This window comes from Dactylosporangium sp. CA-092794 (assembly GCF_050948465.1).
Taxonomy (GTDB): Bacteria; Actinomycetota; Actinomycetes; order Mycobacteriales; family Micromonosporaceae; genus Dactylosporangium.
The window spans coordinates 9,345,926-9,364,151 of sequence record NZ_CP192044.1; the positions used below are offsets into that span (position 1 = coordinate 9,345,926).

The window sequence follows — 18,226 nt, forward strand, 5'->3', positions numbered from 1 at the left end:
AGTAGGACCTCGTGCGGTATCTGGGTGGTCGTTACCGGCTCGAGCGCAAGCTCGGCCAGGGCGGCATGGCGAGCGTGTGGGAGGCGCACGACGAGGTGCTCGACCGCGAGGTGGCGGTCAAGCTGCTGACGCCGGAGCACACGGCGGACGCCGAGGCCTTCGACCGCGCCCGCAACGAGGCCCGCTACGGGGCGCGCTTCGCCCATCCCAACGTCGTGTCGGTCTATGACTTCGGTACCTCCCGCCGCGCCGGTCGCGGCACCGCGTTCCTGGTGATGGAGCTGGTCGAGGGCCAGCCGCTGGGCGCGGTGATGCAGGCCGGCCCGCTGGACTGGCGGGTCGCCGGCCGGGTCTGCGCGGAGGTCGCCGCGGGCCTCGCCGCCGCGCACGGCCACGGCATCGTGCACCGCGACGTCAAGCCGGCCAACATCGTGCTGACCTCCTCCGGCGCGAAGATCCTCGACTTCGGCGTGGCGGCCCCCGCCGGCGACCCGGACCACCTGCCGGACGGCTCGCTGCTGGGCACGCCCGCCTATGTCGCGCCGGAGCGCCTCGATCCGGGGCCGGCGAGCCCCGCCTCCGACGTGTACGCGGTCGGGGTCCTGCTCTACCAGTGCCTCACCGGCCGGCTGCCGTACCCGGCCGACACCGACGAGCAGATGCTGCGCGCCCACCTGCACACCGCGCCCACGCCGCTGCCGGCGATCGCGGGCCTGCCGGACGAGCTCGCCGAGGTGTGCGCCGCCGCCCTGGACAAGCTGCCGGAGGCCCGCCCGACGAGCGTGGCCCTCGCCCTGATCCTGTCGGCCGCGGTCGACGTGCCGGTCCACGTGCCGCCGGTGCTGCGCCCGCACCACCCGTCCGCGGCCCCGCCCGCCGCGACGGTCGCCATGGCGATCAGCTCGGCGCGTCTTCCAGCTGGACCGGTTCGAGGTCCAGGAACGCCGGGTCGGCCAGCGTCCCGCGCGCGGTGACGGTCAGCGGAGCGAGCTGCGTCGGCGGCGTGTGCCGGTCCCAGATGCGCTGGTTGCGGATCGTCGCGGAGGTGACCCGGGCGTTGACGGCGATGCCGGAGGCCGGGCTCGTGGGCGTACCGTTGCCGCGAATGCGATTGTTGATCAGGAATGGGTCGATGAGAGACCCGTCGATGCGGATGCCGTCGCCCGCGTTGTCCCAGATGTCATTGCTGTCCAGGACCATGTCCGCGGCCGGGATGCTGATCGCGCCCGGGAGGTTGTGCTGGCGGTACCCGTGACCGCCGTTGCGGCTGATCCGGCTCGCCGCGACCGTGTAGCCGCCCGGCGTGTTGCCGATGCTCACCCCGTCGCCGATGTTGTCGTCGACGACGCAGCCCGTGACCACGCCGTACCGCCCGGCGACGTGGGTGGTGCCCTGCCCCGACACGTCGAAGCCGGCCGTGTGGTTGCCGATCATCGTGCAGCCCGACACCAGCAGCCCGTCGGCGCCCCAGTCCGAGATGCCGTACTTGTTGCTCTCCGCGTGGCAGCCCAGCACCCGGATGCCGCGCGGCGGCGTCCAGCCGGCATCCTGCAACTCGACGAAGATGCCGTTGGTGCCGTTGCGCAGCGTCACGCACTCGCTCACGGTCAGCCGCTCGACCGCGCCCCACCCGCCCACACCGATGCCGATGCCCGCTCCACCCTTCTCCCACCCGGAGTCGAGCCGCCCGCAGTGCACGGCGACGATCCGCTCGACGGTGGTGTCCTGCAGGAAGTCGCACCCGAACCCGGTGGCGGGCGTGTCGTGGATGTAGAGGTCGCGGAACGCGCCGCGCAGCACGTACTGCATGCCCAGCCCCTTGGCCAGCACGTCGTACGCCGGCAGCACGAGCTGCGAGCCGTCGATCTCGAACCCGGCGAACGTGATGTCGGCGATCGACCGCTCCGCCGACGCACCGTGCTGCAACGTGGTCCAAAACGCCAACGGCACCGGCGTCTCCCGCGCCCCCGGATTGGCCAGCACAAACCGGGTCGCCGACGGCCCGTCACCGACCAGCGACACACCGGTCCGCCACACGGTCCCGACGTCACGGATGCTGTACGTCCCGGCCGGGCAGTAGATCACCTCCCCGGGCGAACACGCGTCAACCAGCCGCTGCAGCGCCGGCTGATCGTTGGTGACCCCGTCGCCGGTCAGACCATGCTCCCGTGCGTTGATCACAGGCGCCCTGATACCCGCCCCCCGCCGAGTATGCCGCCCGCCCCACGCCTTGCTCCACCAAGATCACCGCCACCACACCAACCAGCCCCAGTCCACCGAGCGCGACCAGACGTCGATGACCACCGGCGGGCCCCAGCCATCGGCACCGACCCCCACTGCCGGCGCGGCGCGGCGCGGCGGACGTTGTCGGCCGCGCATGTCGCACCCGCCGGGTGCAACCTCCGATCCGCAGTTGGCCGGGCCCGGGTGTAAGTCTCCGTGATCATGATGCTCGCAGTGGCCGTTCTGCGGGTTTGCCATGATCCCGGAGACTTGTGGTACACGGGTGTACATCACCACTCCGTGATCATGAAAAACCGTTGGTGTCGGCGCCAGTTGCGCATGATCGCGGAGACTTCCGGTCACTGCGGCATGCTTCGCAGCGCGCAGCACCCGACGTATGGGACGTGATCGCCGATCGCGCCCGCCCGCTCGCGGAAGTTGGAACCGTGCCCCGCGCCTGGGCCGGGCTCGTCCGCGCCGGGCTGAGGTGGGCCGCACCGCACCGCATCGAGCCGCACCGAATCGAGCCGCACCGCGCCGGGCCGGACCGCGCACCGCACCGCGCCGGGCCGGGCGCACCTGACTGGGCCGCACAGCGCCGCGCCGCGCCGCACCGGGCAGGGCCGGGCCGCAGCGCGACAGGCCGCACCGCGCCGGGCCGGACCGGGCGCACCCGACTGGGCCGCGCCGCGCCGCACCGCACTGCACCGGGCAGGGCCGGGCCGGGCCGCAGCCGCAGCGCGACAGGCCGCGCCGCGCCGCGCCACACCGGGCCGGGCCACACCGGGCCGGGCCGCGCCGCGCCGCACTGCACCGGGCCGGGCCGCGCCGCGCCGCACTGCACCGGGCCGGGCCGCGCCGCGCCGCACTGCACCGGGCAGGGCCGGGCCGGGCCGCAGCGCGACAGGCCACACCGGGCCGGGCCGCGCCGGGCCCTCGGCGTGGCCCAAGCCCGCACCGCCCCCAACGTCGGCGCCGCGTCCAAGGCCGGCGCCGCGCCAAGCGCCGCGCCCGCGCCCGCGCCGGGGCTGCTCGCGGTCGAGGTCATGCGCCATCTGCGGAGCGCCGCCCTGAGCCCGGCCCCGGGACGGGTGAGCTCATGGTGGCTCCGGGCGGCCCGCAGCCTCGGTCAAACGGGATGCGGGATCACGACGGCTCGGAGGTGCGCAGGGTGGTGAGGATGCGGGCCAGGTCCTCGCGGTCCTGCGGCGGCAGGGCAGCGAAGAAGCGCTCGCCCTGAGCGCCGCGCTCGGCGCGGATCTTCGCCGCGACGGTCCCGCCGGCGGGCGTGAGCTCGACCAGTGTGGCCCGCCGGTCGGCGGGGTCGGGCAGTCGCTCGACGAGGCCGCGGTCCTCGAGGCCGTCGACGACCTCGGTGGTCGAGCGCGGCGCGATCTTAAGGTGCTCGGACAGCTCGCTCGGGCGCATGGTGCCGTGCCGGGCGAGCACGCTCAGGGCGCGCGCCTGGCCGGGCGTGATCCCCAGCGGCTGCAGCGTCTCGTGCGAGCCGTGCCGCAGCCGCCGCGCCACGCTCCAGAAGAGCTCCGCGAGGCTCTCGTCCTCCACGGGAACAAGATACCAGAAGTTTGTGTTGGTCCCTCATAGTGAGGTAACCTCATCATGTTCCCAACAGAAAGGCAACCCCCTTGGAGCCCAATCACCCCACCCGCGTCCGCGGGTCTCGCAAGCTCAGCGCCGCCGAGAAGGCGCAGGCCAAGCAGGTCTCGCTGGCCCGCATCGGCCGCCTGTTCGTCGACCATCGCGGCCGCCTGGCTATCGTCGTGCTGATCATCGTGGCGTCGTCGGTGCTGTCGATGGCGTCGCCGTTCCTGTTGCGCGAGGTCATCGACAGCGCGCTGCCCGAGCGCGACACGCGCCTGCTGGCCTGGCTGGTGCTCGGCATGGTCGCCGTGGCCGCCGTCACGTCCGCGCTGGGCGTGATCCAGACCTGGCAGTCGACCAAGGTCGGCCAGCTGGTCATGCACCGGCTGCGCACCGACGTCTTCACCCACCTGCAGCGGCAGTCGATCGGATTCTTCACCCGCACGCGCACCGGCGAGGTGCAGTCGCGCATCACCAACGACATCGGGGGCATGGAGGCGGTCGTCACCAACACCGCGACGTCCATCGCTTCCAACCTGACCACCGCGGTGGCCACCGCCGTCGCGATGGCGGCGCTGTCCTGGCGGCTGTCGCTGGTCTCGCTCGTCGTGCTGCCGCCCGCCATCTACCTGACCCGCAAGGTCGCGAGCATGCGCCGCGAGATCACCGCCCAGCGCCAGCGGGAGCTGGCCGACCTCAACGTGACGATCGAGGAGGGGCTGTCGATCAGCGGTGTGAGGCTGAGCAAGACCATGGGCGCGGGCGATGCCGTGGTGCGGCGGTTCACCGCCTCGTCGGAGCGGCTCATCGACCTGGAGCTGCGTTCCGAGCTGGCCGGCCGCTGGCGGATGGCCTCGATGAGCATCATCTTCGCCGCGATACCGGCGATCATCTATCTCAGCGCGGGCCTGCCGATGACCGCGGGCACGCTGAGCATTGGCACGCTCGTCGCGTTCACCGCGCTGCAGGCCGGGCTGTTCCGGCCGCTGATGGGGCTGCTGGGCGTCGGCGTGGCGCTGACGAGCTCGCTGGCGCTGTTCGCGCGCATCTTCGAATATCTCGACCTGCCCGTCGAGGTGGCCGAGCCGGAGCGCCCGGTGCCGCTGCTTGACGTGCGCGGCCACCTGCGGCTGGAGGACGTCACCTTCAGCTACCCGGGCAGCGAGTCGGCCGCGGTGGCCGGCGTCTCGCTCGATGTGCCCGCCGGCAGCTCGCTCGCGCTGGTCGGCGAGACCGGTTCGGGCAAGAGCACGATCGCCGCGCTGATCGCCCGGCTCTACGACCCGACCGCCGGCCGGATCACCATCGACGGCGTCGACCTGCGTGACGTGCGCCTGACCGACCTCGCCGCCGTGGTGGGGGTGGTCAGCCAGGAGACCTATCTGCTGCACACGACGGTGCGGGAGAACCTGCGCTACGCAAAGCCCGGCGCCACCGACGCCGAGCTCGAGGCCGCGGCCCGGGCCGCCCAGATCCACGACCTCATCGCGTCGCTGCCGGAGGGCTACGACACCGTGGTCGGCTCGCGCGGTTACCGCTTCTCCGGCGGCGAGCAGCAGCGCATCGCGATCGCCCGCACCCTCCTGCGCGACCCGCGCATCCTGGTCCTGGACGAGGCGACCAGCGCCCTGGACACCGAGACCGAGCGCGCCGTCCAGCGCGCCTTCGACAACCTCGCCCGCGGCCGCACCACCATCACCATCGCCCACCGCCTCTCCACCGTGCGCGACGCCGACCAGATCGCCGTCATCGATCACGGCCGCGTCATCGAGCGCGGCACCCACACCACCCTCCTGTCGGCCGCTGGCACCTACGCCGCCCTGGCCGCCTGACCCACCGGCCGCCTGCCGCAGGTGTCCACCCCACAGCAGACACGGGCCCACCACCCAACCCGGCGGACACAGCGCCCACCCTGGTCGACACAGGCCGCTGGGTGGCCGGTGGTGTCGACGGCGGTCATGGCCCGGTGAACACGGCGCGGACGTGCCGGGCCTGCTGCTCGGCGCGCTGTCCGCGCACACCGAGAGAGGTCGTGGACCGACCGCGGTGTGCCGGCCTCGCCGGAACCGGCTGGCGGTCGAAGGTCTGACGGCGGCGGTCGACGGGCCGGCCCTGGCCCGCCCGTCTCGTCACGGGATAGTGATGAGCGTCACATCGGCGAGCATTCCGCGATACGGCTACGTCTATTGCGGGCGGACCCATTGGCCGCGCATTCGAAATGCGTTCCCATTCGTCCGCCGGCCCATTCTATTGTCGAGATTCGGAGGACGCGCCGTATGCGCGTGCGGCTCTCAAGAACCGGAAAACGCCTCGTCGTTTCCGGATTCGTGCTCGTGACGCTGGCCGGTATGGCGGCTACATTGATCGCCGGCAGTACGCCGGCTAGCGCCTCCGTCTCCGTCAAGCTCAGCTATGTCGCGCTGGGGGACTCCTACGCCGCCGGGGTCGGGACCCTTGACTACGACTCGTCGTCCGGCGACTGTGCGCGCAGCCCGGAGGGGTATCCGGCGCTCGTGGCCGGTCACGCCTCGTCGTACGTGTCGCGCGCCTGCAGCGGTGCCACCACGGCCGACGTGCGGTCCAAGCAGCTGAGCGACCTGGGAATCGGCACCGATCTGGTCACCATCACGGCCGGCGGCAACGACGTCGGATTCACCAACGTCGCCGCCACCTGCCTGCTGGGCACCGACGATCAGTGCGTGAGCGCCGTCAGCGGCGCCACCACGACGATCAACAGCTCGCTGCCCGGCCAGCTCGACGCGACCTTCATCGCGGTCCAGAGCAAAGCCCCGAACGCCCGCGTGATCGTGAGCGGCTATCCGCGCCTCATGGACGAGGCCGCGGCCAGCTGCAGTTTGAGCCTCACCAAGCGGCAAGCGCTCAATCGGGGCGCCGACGCTTTGGACTCGGTGCTCTCGGCGCGGGCCGCCGCGGCCGGATTCGTGTTCAGCGACCCGCGGCCCACGTTCGCCGGGCACGGTGTCTGTTCCGGTAGCCCATGGATCAACGCGTTCTCGTCCGACCACGTCAACGAGACGTTCCACCCGACCGCTGACGGATACCGCCTCGGATATTTTCCCGCGGTACTGTCCGCGACCCTGCCGGTGTTCACGCCGAACGAACTGCCAGCCGGGTACACCCGGTGTGGTGACGAGGCGGCGACCTGCTCATTCCCCGGCACGCGGAAGGTCGCCTTCGGCGCGGGCTCGTACCGCTACCTCACCGCGACCGGCAGCGCCTCATGCGACAACACCACGTTCGGCGGCGACCCCACGTTCGGCGTGCTGAAGTCGTGCTACCTCGCGCCCCTGGGCGGCCCGCTGGGCTGGACGCAGTGCGCAAGCGAGAACAGCACCTGCCACGTCGGCGGTACGACCGTGGTGGCCTACGGCGCCAACGGAGGCTTCATCTACAAGCAGGTGAACGGCGCGGCCGCGTGCACCTCCGACACGTTCGGCGGTGACCCGATCTTCGGCGTCGTGAAGGCATGCTATTTCCCGCCGTCCGGTGCCCCGATCGGCAGCTGGACACAGTGTGCCAACGAGGGCTCGACCTGCAACCTGAGCGGGGAACAGTCCATCGTGTACGGCGCGTACGGCTCGTTCGTCACGGCCCGCGCCTCCACCACGACGTCCTGCGACAACACCTCGTTCCGCGGTGACCCGATCTTCGGCGTCGCGAAAGCCTGCTATCGGCGGACCGGCGGCCCGGTCGGATACACCACCAAGTGCGCCAGTGCCGGCGGCAACTGTGTGTTCATCGGGACCCGCACGGTCGCCTTCGGCGAGGGCGGCGGGTACGTCTACCGCACGTTCACCGGCGGCACCGCTTGCGCGGCGAGCGCCTTCGGCCGCGACCCGAGCGGCGGCGTCACAGAAAGCTGCTACCTGACACCGTGAAAATGGCTCGGCCGGCGGGCGCGATACCCCCGCCGGCCGAGTCCGGGAAATCCCTGATGCCGGGGTGGCGTGGGCGGCGCATGCTGGATGTATGGGTCGTTTCCTGGTAGGCGCCGTAGCGGTGGTCGTGGGCCTGTTCGTGGTCGGCGCGATCGCCAGCTGGTTGTTCCACGCGCTGTTCGGCATTCTCTGGTATCTGATCATCGGTGCGGTGGTGGTCGGCGGCGCCGTCTGGCTGTACGGGCGGGCGAAGCGCAGCCTCGGCACCTCCCGCAACCAGCGCCGCATCGAGGCCGCGGCGGCCACCTGGCGTCAGCGCAACCGCTGACGTCCGGCGCCGACGCCGAAGCCGGTTCCGCGCAGGGGCGCCGGCGCAGCGGCTGGCGCCCCGATGCCGGCTGATGAGCGCGAGGCGCCCGGCGTTTCAGGGGGTCGGAGGGATCTCGGTCACCTCGAGGACGCGGGTGAGCGGGGCCGTGTCCCCGTAGCGGGCGCGGATCGTCAGGCGGTCCGGGTCGGACATGAACGAGTCCAGGCCGGTGCGCGAGGCGAACCGGATGATCTGTACCTCGGTTTCGGCCGACCGCAGCCTGCGCTCCAGGGTGCCGCCGTGCCGGGCCAGCAGGGCGAGTACCTCGTCCTCGTACTGCCGGCCGGCCTCGATCGCTCCGGCCGCCAGGTCGACCAAGGCGACCAGCAGAAGTTCCTCATCCGCCACGGCTGTCAAACCAACCACATCCGGCGCGCCGGGAACAGGGCAGGGTGCCCCGAAGGGCGAGCGGTCACCCGGCGGCGGCCTCGGCCAGCAGGTAGAAGGCCTGGGCCTCGGCCGAGGTGCCGGGGCGGTCGAAGGTCGGGGCCCCGCAGACCGAGGTGACCAGGCCGTCGAAGACCATGGGGGCCACCGCCGCGCGCAGGGACGCGGCTTTTGCCGCGTAGGAGGCTGGGAGCCAGCCGTCGTTGACGCCGGTGTACGCCGCGTAAGCCAGCATCTGCGCCAGGTTCGCCTCGCGGAACGAGGCGGGGTCGTCGAGCACGTTGCCGAAGAGGCCGTCGGGGCGGCGGCGGGCCAGGCAGGCGTCGAGGACCTCCCGGGCGTGGGCGGCCAGCGGGGCGCCCAGGTCCGGGTCGTGGTGGATGGCGCGGGCCAGGCCGGCGGCGACCCAGCCGCTGCCGGTGCCCCACAGCTGCGGGCGGGTGTCGGCGGCGGCGTAGAGGCCGTCGCGGCAGAGGCGGTCGCGGTGGACCTCGGCCTGGTGGATCGCCTTGTCGGGGTGGCCGGCGAAGGCGAGCATCGGCACCACCATGTAGACGGTGTCGGCCCACACCTCGGGCGCGTCGAGCAGGTGGTAGAGCGTGCCGTCGGCGGCGCGCGGCGCGCGGGTGACGATCCAGTCGAGCTGGCGGTGCGCGGCGTCGGAGAGCCCCAGGCGTACCACACCCTCGAAACACGCCGCGGAATTGACCGAACCGCGCTCGTTGCCGATGGTGCCGAGGCGGCCGTCGGGACTCTGGTGCACAACGCTGTCGCAGGCCAGGCGGGCGGCCAGGCTCCGTTGGCCCAGGTCGAGCAGGGCGTGCATCGCCACGCCCTGCTCCCAGTTCTGCCGCTGCATGGCCAGCAGCGTCAGCACGACCGGGTGATCAGGCACTTGGTCAGTCGTGCGGGCTGAGGACGAAGAGCGGGATGACGCGGTCGGTCTTGGTCTGGTACACCGCATAGTCCGGCCAGGTCGCGGTGGCTCGCTTCCACCACAGTTCCTTCTCCTCGCCGGTGGCCTCGCGGGCGGTGTAGTCGCGCTTGACCGGGCCGTCCTGCAGCTCGACGTGCGGGTTGGACTTGACGTTGTAGTACCACACCGGGTGCTTCGGCGCGCCGCCGAGGGACGCGACGACGGCGTACTCCCCGTCGTGCTCCACCCGCATGAGCGGGGTCTTGCGGATCTTGCCGGACTTGGCGCCCTGGGACGTCAGCACGATGATCGGCCGGCCGCGCATGAGGTTGCCCTCCGCGCCGTCGGTGCGCTCGAACAGCTCGACCTGCTCGCGCGACCAGTCGGTGGGGCTCGGCTCGTACTCACCGGTCAGCGGCATGCTGCACTCCTTACGGTTGATCGTTCTCGGTTTCGACGCTACTCGCCGGATCGCGGGCGGCGGAGCGGTCCTCCGGCTTCCGGGCGCCCTGCTCGCGTCGCTCGTCCTCGTCGGGCTGGTCGGTGGGCTCGACGCCGGGCGGCTCCTCCTCCCGCGTGGGCTCACCCCCGGGGTGTTCGGCCAGGTAGCGCACGGCGGTGTTGGCGACGGCGAGCAGCGGCACGGCGACGAGGCCGCCGACGATGCCCGCGGCCACGACCCCGGTGGCGATGGCGAGGATCACCGCGAGCGGGTGCAGTGCGACCGCCCGGCCCATGATCAGCGGTTGCAGGACATGTCCCTCCATCTGCTGTACCGCGATGACGACGCCGAGCACGAGCAGCGCGCTGACCGGGCCGTGGGTGACCAGGGCGACGAGCACGGCGACGGTGCCCGAGAGGGTGGCGCCGACGACCGGGATGAACGCGCCGAGGAACACCAGGGCCGCCAGCGGCAGCGCGAGCGGGATCCGCAGGACCAGCAGCCCGATGCCGATGCCGAGCGCGTCGGCGAAGGCCACGAGCACCGTGGCCCGCACATAGGAGACGAGGGTGTACCACGAGTAGTACCCGGCCCGGGCGACCGGCACCTCGGCCTGGTGGGGCAGCAGCCGGCACAGGAACGTCCAGATCTGCCCGCCGTCGCGCAGCAGGAAGAACAGGGTGAACAGCACCAGGAAGAAGCCGGTCAGCACCTCGCCGAGGGTCGCCGCGGCGCCCAGCGCGCCGGAGGTGAGCACGCCCCGGTTGGCGGTGATCTGGTGCTGGAGCGAGTCGATCATGTTGTTGAACTGCCGCTCGGACAGGTGCAGCGGGCCGCGGGCGAGCCAGCGGCGGATCTCGTTGAGCCCGTCGCGGACCTGGCCGGTGAGGTTGCCGAACTGGGCGATGAACGTGTAGACGATGACGCCGAGGCCGCCGAAGACCACGAACAGGCCGCCGACCAGCACGATCGCGGCGGCGAGCGAGCGGTGCAGGCCGTGCTTGCGCAGCCAGCCGGCGACCGGTTCGAGCAGGGCGGCGAGCAGCACCGCGACGACGACCGGGATCACCATCAGCCGCAGCGCGCCGATCAGGCGCAGCAGCAGGTAACCCGCGAGGATGAACAGCACTATCCGCCACGCCCAGGCGCCGGCGACCTTGATCCCGCGCGGGATGCCGTCCTCCACAGTGGACGCGGGCCGCACCTCGATCGGACCGGGAAAGGGCGGTACGCGGCGCGCGGCGCTCAGCCGCGTCCGCGCCCGCTCGCCGACCTGCGTGATCCACGTCGCCATGCCACGGCCAGTACCCCCGTCGGGGGGCCGTCAACCGATCGTCGCGGCCCGGCTACCGGCGACCATTCGCCTCGCAGTGTTCATCGCCGCATTCCCTGCCATTCGCCGGAGGGATCAACATCGGCCGGGATCTCTCACGTACCGCAGCAACCGACAAATGCCACAAATCATACCGCCACTGAGCTGCGAAATCCTACTTGGCGCCAACCGGCCGACCCACTGCGCAGCATTCTGTGTGACGATCGATCGCAACGGGTACCCATCGGCAACGGGCACGCCCGTCGGAGGAGGTTGAGCGTCATGCTCAGCGAGAGTGAGCAGAAGCGGCTCGCGGACATCGAGGCCGCCCTGCGCAACGACACGCGCTTCGTCAACGGTTTCAACCGGGCCATGAGCCGCCGGGTCACGCCGCGCCGCGTGGCCGCCGTACTCATCGCCGTCGCGGCAGTCACCGGAGCGATCATCGGGCTGGCCGCCGGCAGCGTCTTCGGGACGGTGCTGGCGATCTGCGCGCTGGGCGTCGCCGGCGGCGTCTGGACCTACCCGTCGGCGCAACCCCAGCAGCCGGCCACCCACATAAACCCCTGACCTGGACCTTTCCCGTTCCCCGGCGACGTGCTCACGGCGCCGGGGAACGCACGTTCGTGGGCCGATCTTGTCGCCGCCGGTGTGGCCGGGCGACAGTTGAGTTGTGCTGAGCCCGATCGCCCGGATCAAGGTCGCCCTCAACGGCGGCCGGCCGGCCGGCGCGCATCCCGGTCTGCCCGTCACGCCGGTCGAGCTCGCCGCCGCCGCGCGGGCCGCCGTGTCCGCCGGGGCCGAGGCCGTCCACCTGCACCCGCGGGCGCCGTCCGGCGCCGAGTCGCTCGCGGCCGCCGACGTCGGGGCGGCGATCGCCGCGGTCCGCGAGTCCTGCCCCGCCACGACGATCGGCGTGACCACCGGCCTGTGGATCACCGGCCGGGACGAGGCGGCGCGGCAGCGGGCGGTCGCCGGCTGGGAGGAGCTCCCGGAGTACCGCCGGCCGGACTTCGCCTCGGTGAACGTCGCCGAGCCGGGGTTCACCGCCCTGGTCGCCACCCTGACCGGGCTCGGCGTCGCGGTCGAGGCGGGCGTGTGGACCCTCGCCGACGCCGGAGCGCTCTCGATCGCCGGGCGCCTGCCGCGGGTACTCGTGGAAATCATGCAACGGCACGACGATCCGGTGCAGATCCTGGCCCGGCTGGACGAGGCCGGGGTGGCCGGCGAGCGGCTGCTGCACGGCGAGGGCGAGCTGTGCTGGCCGATGGTCGCGCTGGCCGGGCGGCTGGGGCTGCCGACGCGGATCGGGCTGGAGGACACCCTCACCGGCCCCGGCGGCGAACCGGTCGCGGACAACGCCGAACTCGTGCGCCTGGCGCTGTCGGTGTGGTCGCGAGCGGCCACCTCACCGTAACGCCGCTATCGCAACGCCCAGGCCACGGCGGACAGCGCGGCGCCGAGCGGGGCGTCCAGCAGCAGCGTGGCCAGGGCGTCGCCGCGGGTGGGGCCTTGGTTCACGATGGCGATCGGCATCCCGAGCTTGGCGGCGCGCACCACGAACCGGCGGCCGGACATGACGGTGAGCGACGAGCCGAGCACGACGAGCGCGGCGGAGCGCTCCACGAGATCGAAGCACTGTTGTACCCGCGGTGCCGGCACGCTCTCGCCGAAGAACACGACGTCGGGCTTGAGCAGGCCGCCGCAGGCCGTGCAGTCGACGACCACGAAGCCGGCCGCCTGCTCGTCGGTGAGGTCGACGTCGCCGTCGGGGTTGACGCCGCCCGCCTCGGCGGCGTAGCCGGCATTGGCCGTGGCCAGCCGGTCGTCGAGCTCGGCCCGGGGGCTGAGCGCGCCGCAGTCGAGGCAGATGACCCGGTCGAGCGCGCCGTGCAGCTCGACGACGCCGTCGGCCCCGCCGGCCTGGTGCAGGCCGTCGACGTTCTGCGTGATGACGCCGGTGAGCAGGCCGAGGCGCTGGAGCCGGCCGACGGCGTGGTGGCCGGCGTTGGGGGCGGCCTTGGCGATGGTGCGCCAGCCGAGGTAGCTGCGCGCCCAGTACCGCCGCCGGGCGATCGGGTCGCGGGTGAACGTCTGGAACGTCATCGGCTGCGCGTTGCGCTGCGTGCCGCTCGGCCCGCGGTAGTCCGGGATGCCGGACTCGGTGGAGATGCCGGCGCCGCTGAGGATGAGCGCGCCCCCTTTGCCAAGCAGCGCGCTGAGCGCCGCCATACCCTGTTCCACGCCACCAATGTTCCCTCACCCGGCGCCGTTGGCCGCGCGCACGAAAAGTCGGGCGACTCCGTCACCCGACTTTTCGGACATATCACGATTTTTCGTGATCCGAAGCGGCTGGGGCTGCTGGAATGCGGCTGAGGTGCCGCTGGGGCTGCTGGGATGCGGGCGAGGCTGAGCTGCTGAGTGCGGGCGAGGCTGAGCTGATGGGCGATGTGGGCGGTTATGTCCGTGACTGCGGCGCCGCAAAGGTGGCCGGTGGGATACGGGCGGGGCAGCGGGCCGGTCTACGAGCGATGCGGGGCCCGACCGGCCACGGCAGCGCGCGGCGGACGCGGCGCGACCAGGCGGAGGGCGCCGGCGGTGACGGCCGGGGCCTATGGGGCGGCCGACCGGCGATGGTGGGCGCGATCAAGCGGTGGCGTGAGCCGGTCGAGGGTGCCAACGAGGAAGCGGGCGGTGACGGGGCACACAGCTTCCGTCGCGAGGGACGTATCGTGTTCGGCATGGGTTTGGTGAGCAAATTCAACGCGTGGCGCCGCAAGCTGCAGGAGCAGCCGGGCACCACGATCGACCTCGAGCCGATGCAGGCCCTGCTGCCGCTGATCGAGGAGCGCGAGGCCGAGCTGTCCGAGCTCACCGACGATGAGCTGCGCGCCGCCGCCACGGCACTGCACCAGCGGACCGACCCGCAGGACTTCGTCGAGGCGTGCGCGCTCGGGCGCGAGGCCGCCAAGCGGGCCCTCGACGAGCGGCCCTACGACGTCCAGCTGCTCGGCGCCCAGGTCCTGCTCGCCGGGCACGTGGTCGAGATGGCCACCGGCGAGGGCAAGACGCTGACCGCCGCGATCGCCGCCGCCGGGTATGCCGCGCAGGGGCCGGTCCACGTGATCACCGTCAATGACTACCTGGCCCGGCGCGACGCGGAGTGGATGCGCCCGGTGTACGAGCTGCTCGACCTGAGCGTCGGCTGGGTGAACGAGTCCTCGACGCCCGAGGAGCGGCGCGAGGCGTATGCCAAAGACATCACCTACGTCTCGGTCAGCGAGGCCGGCTTCGACCTGCTGCGCGACGCCATCGTGACGGACACGGCCGACCGCGTCCACCGCGAGCTGGGCACGGTCATCATCGACGAGGCCGACTCGATTCTGATCGACGAGGCGAGGGTACCGCTCGTGCTGGCCGGCTCGACGATCGACGAAAAGGACCAGCCGCTCGCCATCGCGGAGATCGCCGGGGGCCTGCACCGCGACCACGACTACGAGGTCGTCGACGAGGGCCGCACCGCGCACCTGACCACGTCGGGCCTGGCGAAGGTCGAGACGGCGCTGGGCGTCGACCTCTACGCCGAGGAGAACTTCGACAAGCTGACGGCCGTCAACCTCGCGCTGCACGCCGAGGCGCTACTGGTGCGCGACGTCGACTACATCGTGCGCGACGAGAAGGTCGAGCTCATCGACGAGTTCCGCGGCCGGGTCGCGCAGCGGCGCCGCTGGCCCGACGGGCTGCAGGCCGCGGTCGAGGCCAAAGAGAAGATCCGCAGCAGTGGCGGCGGCACGGTGCTGCAGACCATCACGGTGCAGGCGTTTCTCACGCAGTACCAGAAAATTTGCGGCATGACCGGCACCGCCATGCCGGTCGGTGATCAGCTGCGCGAGTTCTACAAGCTCGAGGTCGCGGTCATCCCGCCGCACCTGCCCAACATCCGCAAGGACTGGCCCGACCGGGTCTACGCCTCGGCCGAGGAGCGCGACATCGCCGTGGTCGCCGAGATCGCCACGATGCACGCGACCGGCCGCCCGGTCCTCGTCGGCACGCTGAGCGTCGCCGAGTCCGAGCGGCTGGCGGCGACGCTGGCGGAAGAGGGCGTCGACTGCGTCGTGCTCAACGCCAAGAACGACGAGGCCGAGGCGGCGATCGTGGCCGAGGCCGGCGCGGTCGGCGCGGTGACCGTCTCCACCCAGATGACCGGCCGCGGCGTCGACATCCGCCTCGGCGGCAGCAACGAGAAGGACCGCGACCGGGTCGCCGAGCTGGGCGGCCTGTTCGTGATCGGTACCGCCCGCAACGACTCCCGCCGCATCGACGACCAGCTCCGCGGCCGCGCCGGCCGGCAGGGCGACCCGGGTGAATCGATGTTCTTCGTGAGCCTCGAGGACGAGCTCATCCAGCGGTACGGCCCGGAGCCCATGCCGATGGGGCGGGCCGACGGCGACGGCGCGATCGACGACGAGGACGTGCGGTGGGCGATCGGCTCCGCGCAGCGGGTCGCCGAGACCGTCAACCTCGAGATCCACCGCAACACCTGGCGGTACAACTACCTGCTCGACCAGCACCGCCAGCTGCACGGCAAGCGCCGCGAGGAGCTGCTCACCACAGACGCCGCCGGTGAGCTGCTCGCCGAGCGGTGCCCGGACAAGTACAACGACCTGTCCGAGGAGCTCGGCGAGGACACGGTGCTGCGCATCGCCCGCCAGATCGCGCTGTTCCACGCCGACAGCGCCTGGTCGGAGCACCTGGCCGACATGAGCGAGCTGCGCGAGGGCATCCACCTGCGGGTGCTGGGCTCGCAGGACCCGCTCGACGAGTTCCACCGCGAGGCGATCCCGGCGTTCCGCGGCCTGCTGGCCGAGATCGACAACCGCACGGCCGCCGAGTTCGAGGAGCAGGAGATCGACGGCCCCGAGTGGGAGCCGGCCGACGCGGGCCTGGTCCGGCCGAGCGCCACGTGGACCTACGTGGTCAGCGACAACCCGTTCGGCTCGGAGATGGAGCGGTTCTTCGCCGGCATGGTGAAGCTGTTCCGCAGCGGCAAGGGCGTCAAGAAGAGCTGACCGGCGCGCGGGGGCGCCGCCGACGCGGCGGCCCCCGGCCCCGGTCCGCCGAGCCGGTGGGGTGGGGTGACGGCCGGTGACCGGGCCGGGCCGCTGCGGGCCGGCCTGGCTGCTGACGGTGCCGAGGCAGGGGGTCGAGCGGCCGCGGGTCGTGGCGGTTGACGCCGCCGGCAGCCACTCGGAGCGGGGACAACCGGCGGCGGTGGCGATCGAGCGTTTCGGGCCGCCCTTGCCGCCCTTGCCGCCAACGCCGCGCCGCATAGCGCCGATGTCGGGTGAGGGCTCGATGGGCTCGAGTCGCGCGGGCATCGCGACCGGAACTCTCCGCGATCATGCTGAGTCGCCGCCCGTACCACGCGTTTTTCATGATCGTGGAAGGTCGATGTACCCATAGGTACCATAAGTCTCCGTGATCATGAGAAACCCGGCCCTCGCCAGCGAAAGTCGCATGATCGCGGAGAGATTCGTTCGCTCCGGCCGTGGGCGGTGAGTGCAGCCGTTAAGTCACGACGCCTGGCGGCGTCATGACTTAACGGATTTTTCGCCTGACGGGGTATAAGTCCGAAAAGTCGTGGCGCGGAGCGCCCGACTTTTCGAAACGCAGTGCGCAACGGGCGACCCGCTTCGAGGGCGGCGCCCGAGCTTTCCGACGGGCGACCGACCGCGACCACAACGCGGCGCCCACCACACGCCGACCGCGACGCGGCGACCGCAGCGCGGGAACCGCAGCGCGGCGCCCACCACCCGCCGACCCGCCGACCGCGACGCTGCCACCGCAGCGCGGGGACCGCAGCGCTGCCACCGCAGCGCGGGGACCGCGACGCTGCCACCGCAGCGCGGGGACCGCAGCGCGGCGCCCACCACCCGCCGACCCGCCGACCGCGACGCGGCGACCGCAACACGGGGACCGCGGCGCTGCCACCGCGGCGCGGCGCCGGGCCTGGGGGGCCGGGCGCCGCGCTGGTGCCGTCAGGTCGCGAGGGCCTCGACCAGTTCCTTGCAGAAGGCCGGCAGGTCGTGCGGCTTGCGGCTGCTGATCAGGTTGCCGTCGACCACGACCTCCTCGTCGGTCCAGTTCGCGCCGGCGTTGCGGTAGTCCGTCTGCAGCGACGGCCACGACGTGAGCCGCCGCCCGGTGACCGTGCCGGTCTCGATGAGGATCCAGCCGCCGTGGCAGATCACCGCGATCGGCCGGCCCGTCGCGGCGAAGCCGCGCACGAACTCGACCGCCGTCTGCTGCCAGCGCAGCAGGTCGCCGTTGGCGACGCCGCCGGGCAGGACCAGGGCTGCGTAGTCCGCGGGGCGGGCGTCGGCGGCGGTGATGTCGACCTCGAACGTGTCCGCGCGCTCCAGGTGCTGGAACGCCTGGACCCGGCCCGGCCTCGGCGAGATCAGCCGGGGCGTGTGCCCGGCGTGCTCGACGGCCTTCCACGGCTCGGTCAGCTCGGCCTGCTCGATCCCCTCCTTGGATACCAGAAATGCGACATCCATTGATGGGTCCTCCTTTCGGCTGCCGTTCTGCGTTCCCGTACCCAGCGCATCGGCGCCCAACCGAGCGAGGGCCCGGCGTTCAGGCGGCGGGCAGCAGGCGAGGGTGCAGCAGCACGCTCTCCACCTCGCTGGTCTGCGGGTCGGAGGGGCGCAGCCGGGCGGTGACGCGGCACGCGTGGCTCGCGCCGGGCGGGGCCAGCAGCTCGAACATCACCGTCGGCGCCGCGTCGTGCGGGCCGCCCACGATGGCGCGGCCGTCGCCGAAGAGCGGGACGAGGTCCTCGACCCGCGTCGGCGCATCCGGGATGAACTCGGCGAACAGCAGGGTGTCGTCGTCGTCCACGACGTACTCGCAGTACGAGGTGCCGGGCGGCGGCGGATCGAAGATCCACTGGCTGCCGAGCACCTCGGCGGTGTTCAGGTCGAGGCCCATCGCGGTGGCCAGGTCGTCGGCGTGCCGGGACGTGGAGGCGCACACCTCGCGCGCCCAGCGCAGCAGCTGGTCGGTCATGCCC

At 72.2% G+C, this 18,226-nt stretch carries 16 protein-coding genes; 7 read left to right on the forward strand and 9 right to left on the reverse strand.

From position 1 onward, the window contains the following. Nucleotides 1–11: 11 nt before the first annotated feature. Nucleotides 12–974, forward strand: a complete 963-nt coding sequence (locus tag ACQPXD_RS40000) for a serine/threonine-protein kinase (protein ID WP_432827512.1) — start codon at nt 12–14, stop codon at nt 972–974. On the opposite strand, the gene ACQPXD_RS40005 is transcribed toward ACQPXD_RS40000, so the two are convergent. Then, nucleotides 898–2,181 carry a right-handed parallel beta-helix repeat-containing protein gene (locus tag ACQPXD_RS40005; RefSeq protein ID WP_432827514.1) on the reverse strand — a complete coding sequence of 428 codons (1,284 nt, stop codon included), beginning with the start codon at nt 2,179–2,181 and terminating at the stop codon, nt 898–900. The genes ACQPXD_RS40000 and ACQPXD_RS40005 overlap by 77 nt on opposite strands. Before the next feature lie 1,188 nt (nt 2,182–3,369). Next, complete coding sequence (locus ACQPXD_RS40010; protein WP_432827516.1) at nt 3,370–3,789, reverse strand: MarR family winged helix-turn-helix transcriptional regulator; 420 nt, start codon at nt 3,787–3,789, stop codon at nt 3,370–3,372. 80 nt (nt 3,790–3,869) lie between these two features. On the opposite strand from ACQPXD_RS40010, the gene ACQPXD_RS40015 reads away from it, so the two are divergent. The 3 genes from ACQPXD_RS40015 to ACQPXD_RS40025 all read left to right on the forward strand — a co-directional run bounded on the left by ACQPXD_RS40015 (nt 3,870) and on the right by ACQPXD_RS40025 (nt 8,052). Next, nucleotides 3,870–5,657, forward strand: a complete 1,788-nt coding sequence (locus tag ACQPXD_RS40015) for an ABC transporter ATP-binding protein (protein ID WP_432827518.1) — start codon at nt 3,870–3,872, stop codon at nt 5,655–5,657. Nucleotides 5,658–6,026: 369 nt separating this feature from the next. Further along, on the forward strand, nt 6,027–7,724 hold the full coding sequence (locus ACQPXD_RS40020) for an SGNH/GDSL hydrolase family protein (protein WP_432827520.1): 1,698 nt from the start codon (nt 6,027–6,029) through the stop codon (nt 7,722–7,724). A gap of 91 nt (nt 7,725–7,815) precedes the next feature. Further along, a complete protein-coding gene (locus ACQPXD_RS40025; protein ID WP_432827522.1) occupies nt 7,816–8,052 on the forward strand; it encodes a hypothetical protein in 237 nt (78 codons plus the stop codon). A 96-nt stretch (nt 8,053–8,148) separates the two neighbouring features. Here the strand turns inward: ACQPXD_RS40025 and ACQPXD_RS40030 are convergent, their stop codons facing one another. From ACQPXD_RS40030 to ACQPXD_RS40045, 4 genes are all read right to left on the reverse strand, one after another. Then, the gene (locus ACQPXD_RS40030) at nt 8,149–8,442 is read right to left on the reverse strand and encodes a hypothetical protein (RefSeq protein ID WP_432844128.1); all 294 of its coding nucleotides are present in this window, start codon (nt 8,440–8,442) and stop codon (nt 8,149–8,151) included. A gap of 64 nt (nt 8,443–8,506) precedes the next feature. Continuing rightward, entirely contained in the window at nt 8,507–9,376 is an 870-nt protein-coding gene (locus ACQPXD_RS40035; RefSeq protein ID WP_432827524.1) for a glycoside hydrolase family 88 protein, read from the reverse strand. Between the two features lie 4 nt (nt 9,377–9,380). Further along, nucleotides 9,381–9,818, reverse strand: coding sequence for a nitroreductase family deazaflavin-dependent oxidoreductase (locus ACQPXD_RS40040; RefSeq protein ID WP_432827526.1), 438 nt, complete (start codon nt 9,816–9,818; stop codon nt 9,381–9,383). A 10-nt stretch (nt 9,819–9,828) separates the two neighbouring features. Beyond that, complete coding sequence (locus ACQPXD_RS40045) at nt 9,829–11,133, reverse strand: AI-2E family transporter (protein WP_432827528.1); 1,305 nt, start codon at nt 11,131–11,133, stop codon at nt 9,829–9,831. Between the two features lie 300 nt (nt 11,134–11,433). Here ACQPXD_RS40045 and ACQPXD_RS40050 point away from each other — a divergent pair, with 300 nt between their 5' ends. Both ACQPXD_RS40050 and ACQPXD_RS40055 read left to right on the forward strand, forming a co-directional pair. Beyond that, nucleotides 11,434–11,721 (forward strand): DUF3040 domain-containing protein, encoded by a 288-nt coding sequence (locus ACQPXD_RS40050; protein ID WP_432827530.1) that lies wholly within the window; start codon nt 11,434–11,436, stop codon nt 11,719–11,721. A 103-nt stretch (nt 11,722–11,824) separates the two neighbouring features. Next, nucleotides 11,825–12,568 (forward strand): 3-keto-5-aminohexanoate cleavage protein, encoded by a 744-nt coding sequence (locus ACQPXD_RS40055; RefSeq protein ID WP_432827532.1) that lies wholly within the window; start codon nt 11,825–11,827, stop codon nt 12,566–12,568. Between the two features lie 5 nt (nt 12,569–12,573). On the opposite strand, the gene ACQPXD_RS40060 is transcribed toward ACQPXD_RS40055, so the two are convergent. Further along, on the reverse strand, nt 12,574–13,404 hold the full coding sequence (locus ACQPXD_RS40060; RefSeq protein ID WP_432844130.1) for an NAD-dependent protein deacetylase: 831 nt from the start codon (nt 13,402–13,404) through the stop codon (nt 12,574–12,576). A 488-nt stretch (nt 13,405–13,892) separates the two neighbouring features. On the opposite strand from ACQPXD_RS40060, the gene secA2 reads away from it, so the two are divergent. Further along, nucleotides 13,893–16,220 carry an accessory Sec system translocase SecA2 gene (gene secA2 / locus ACQPXD_RS40065; RefSeq protein WP_432827534.1) on the forward strand — a complete coding sequence of 776 codons (2,328 nt, stop codon included), beginning with the start codon at nt 13,893–13,895 and terminating at the stop codon, nt 16,218–16,220. Nucleotides 16,221–17,189: 969 nt separating this feature from the next. On the opposite strand, the gene ACQPXD_RS40070 is transcribed toward secA2, so the two are convergent. Continuing rightward, entirely contained in the window at nt 17,190–17,711 is a 522-nt protein-coding gene (locus ACQPXD_RS40070) for a type 1 glutamine amidotransferase domain-containing protein (RefSeq protein WP_432827536.1), read from the reverse strand. Between the two features lie 79 nt (nt 17,712–17,790). Next, nucleotides 17,791–18,222, reverse strand: coding sequence for a hypothetical protein (locus ACQPXD_RS40075; RefSeq protein WP_432827538.1), 432 nt, complete (start codon nt 18,220–18,222; stop codon nt 17,791–17,793). Between the last annotated feature and the right edge of the window lie 4 nt (nt 18,223–18,226).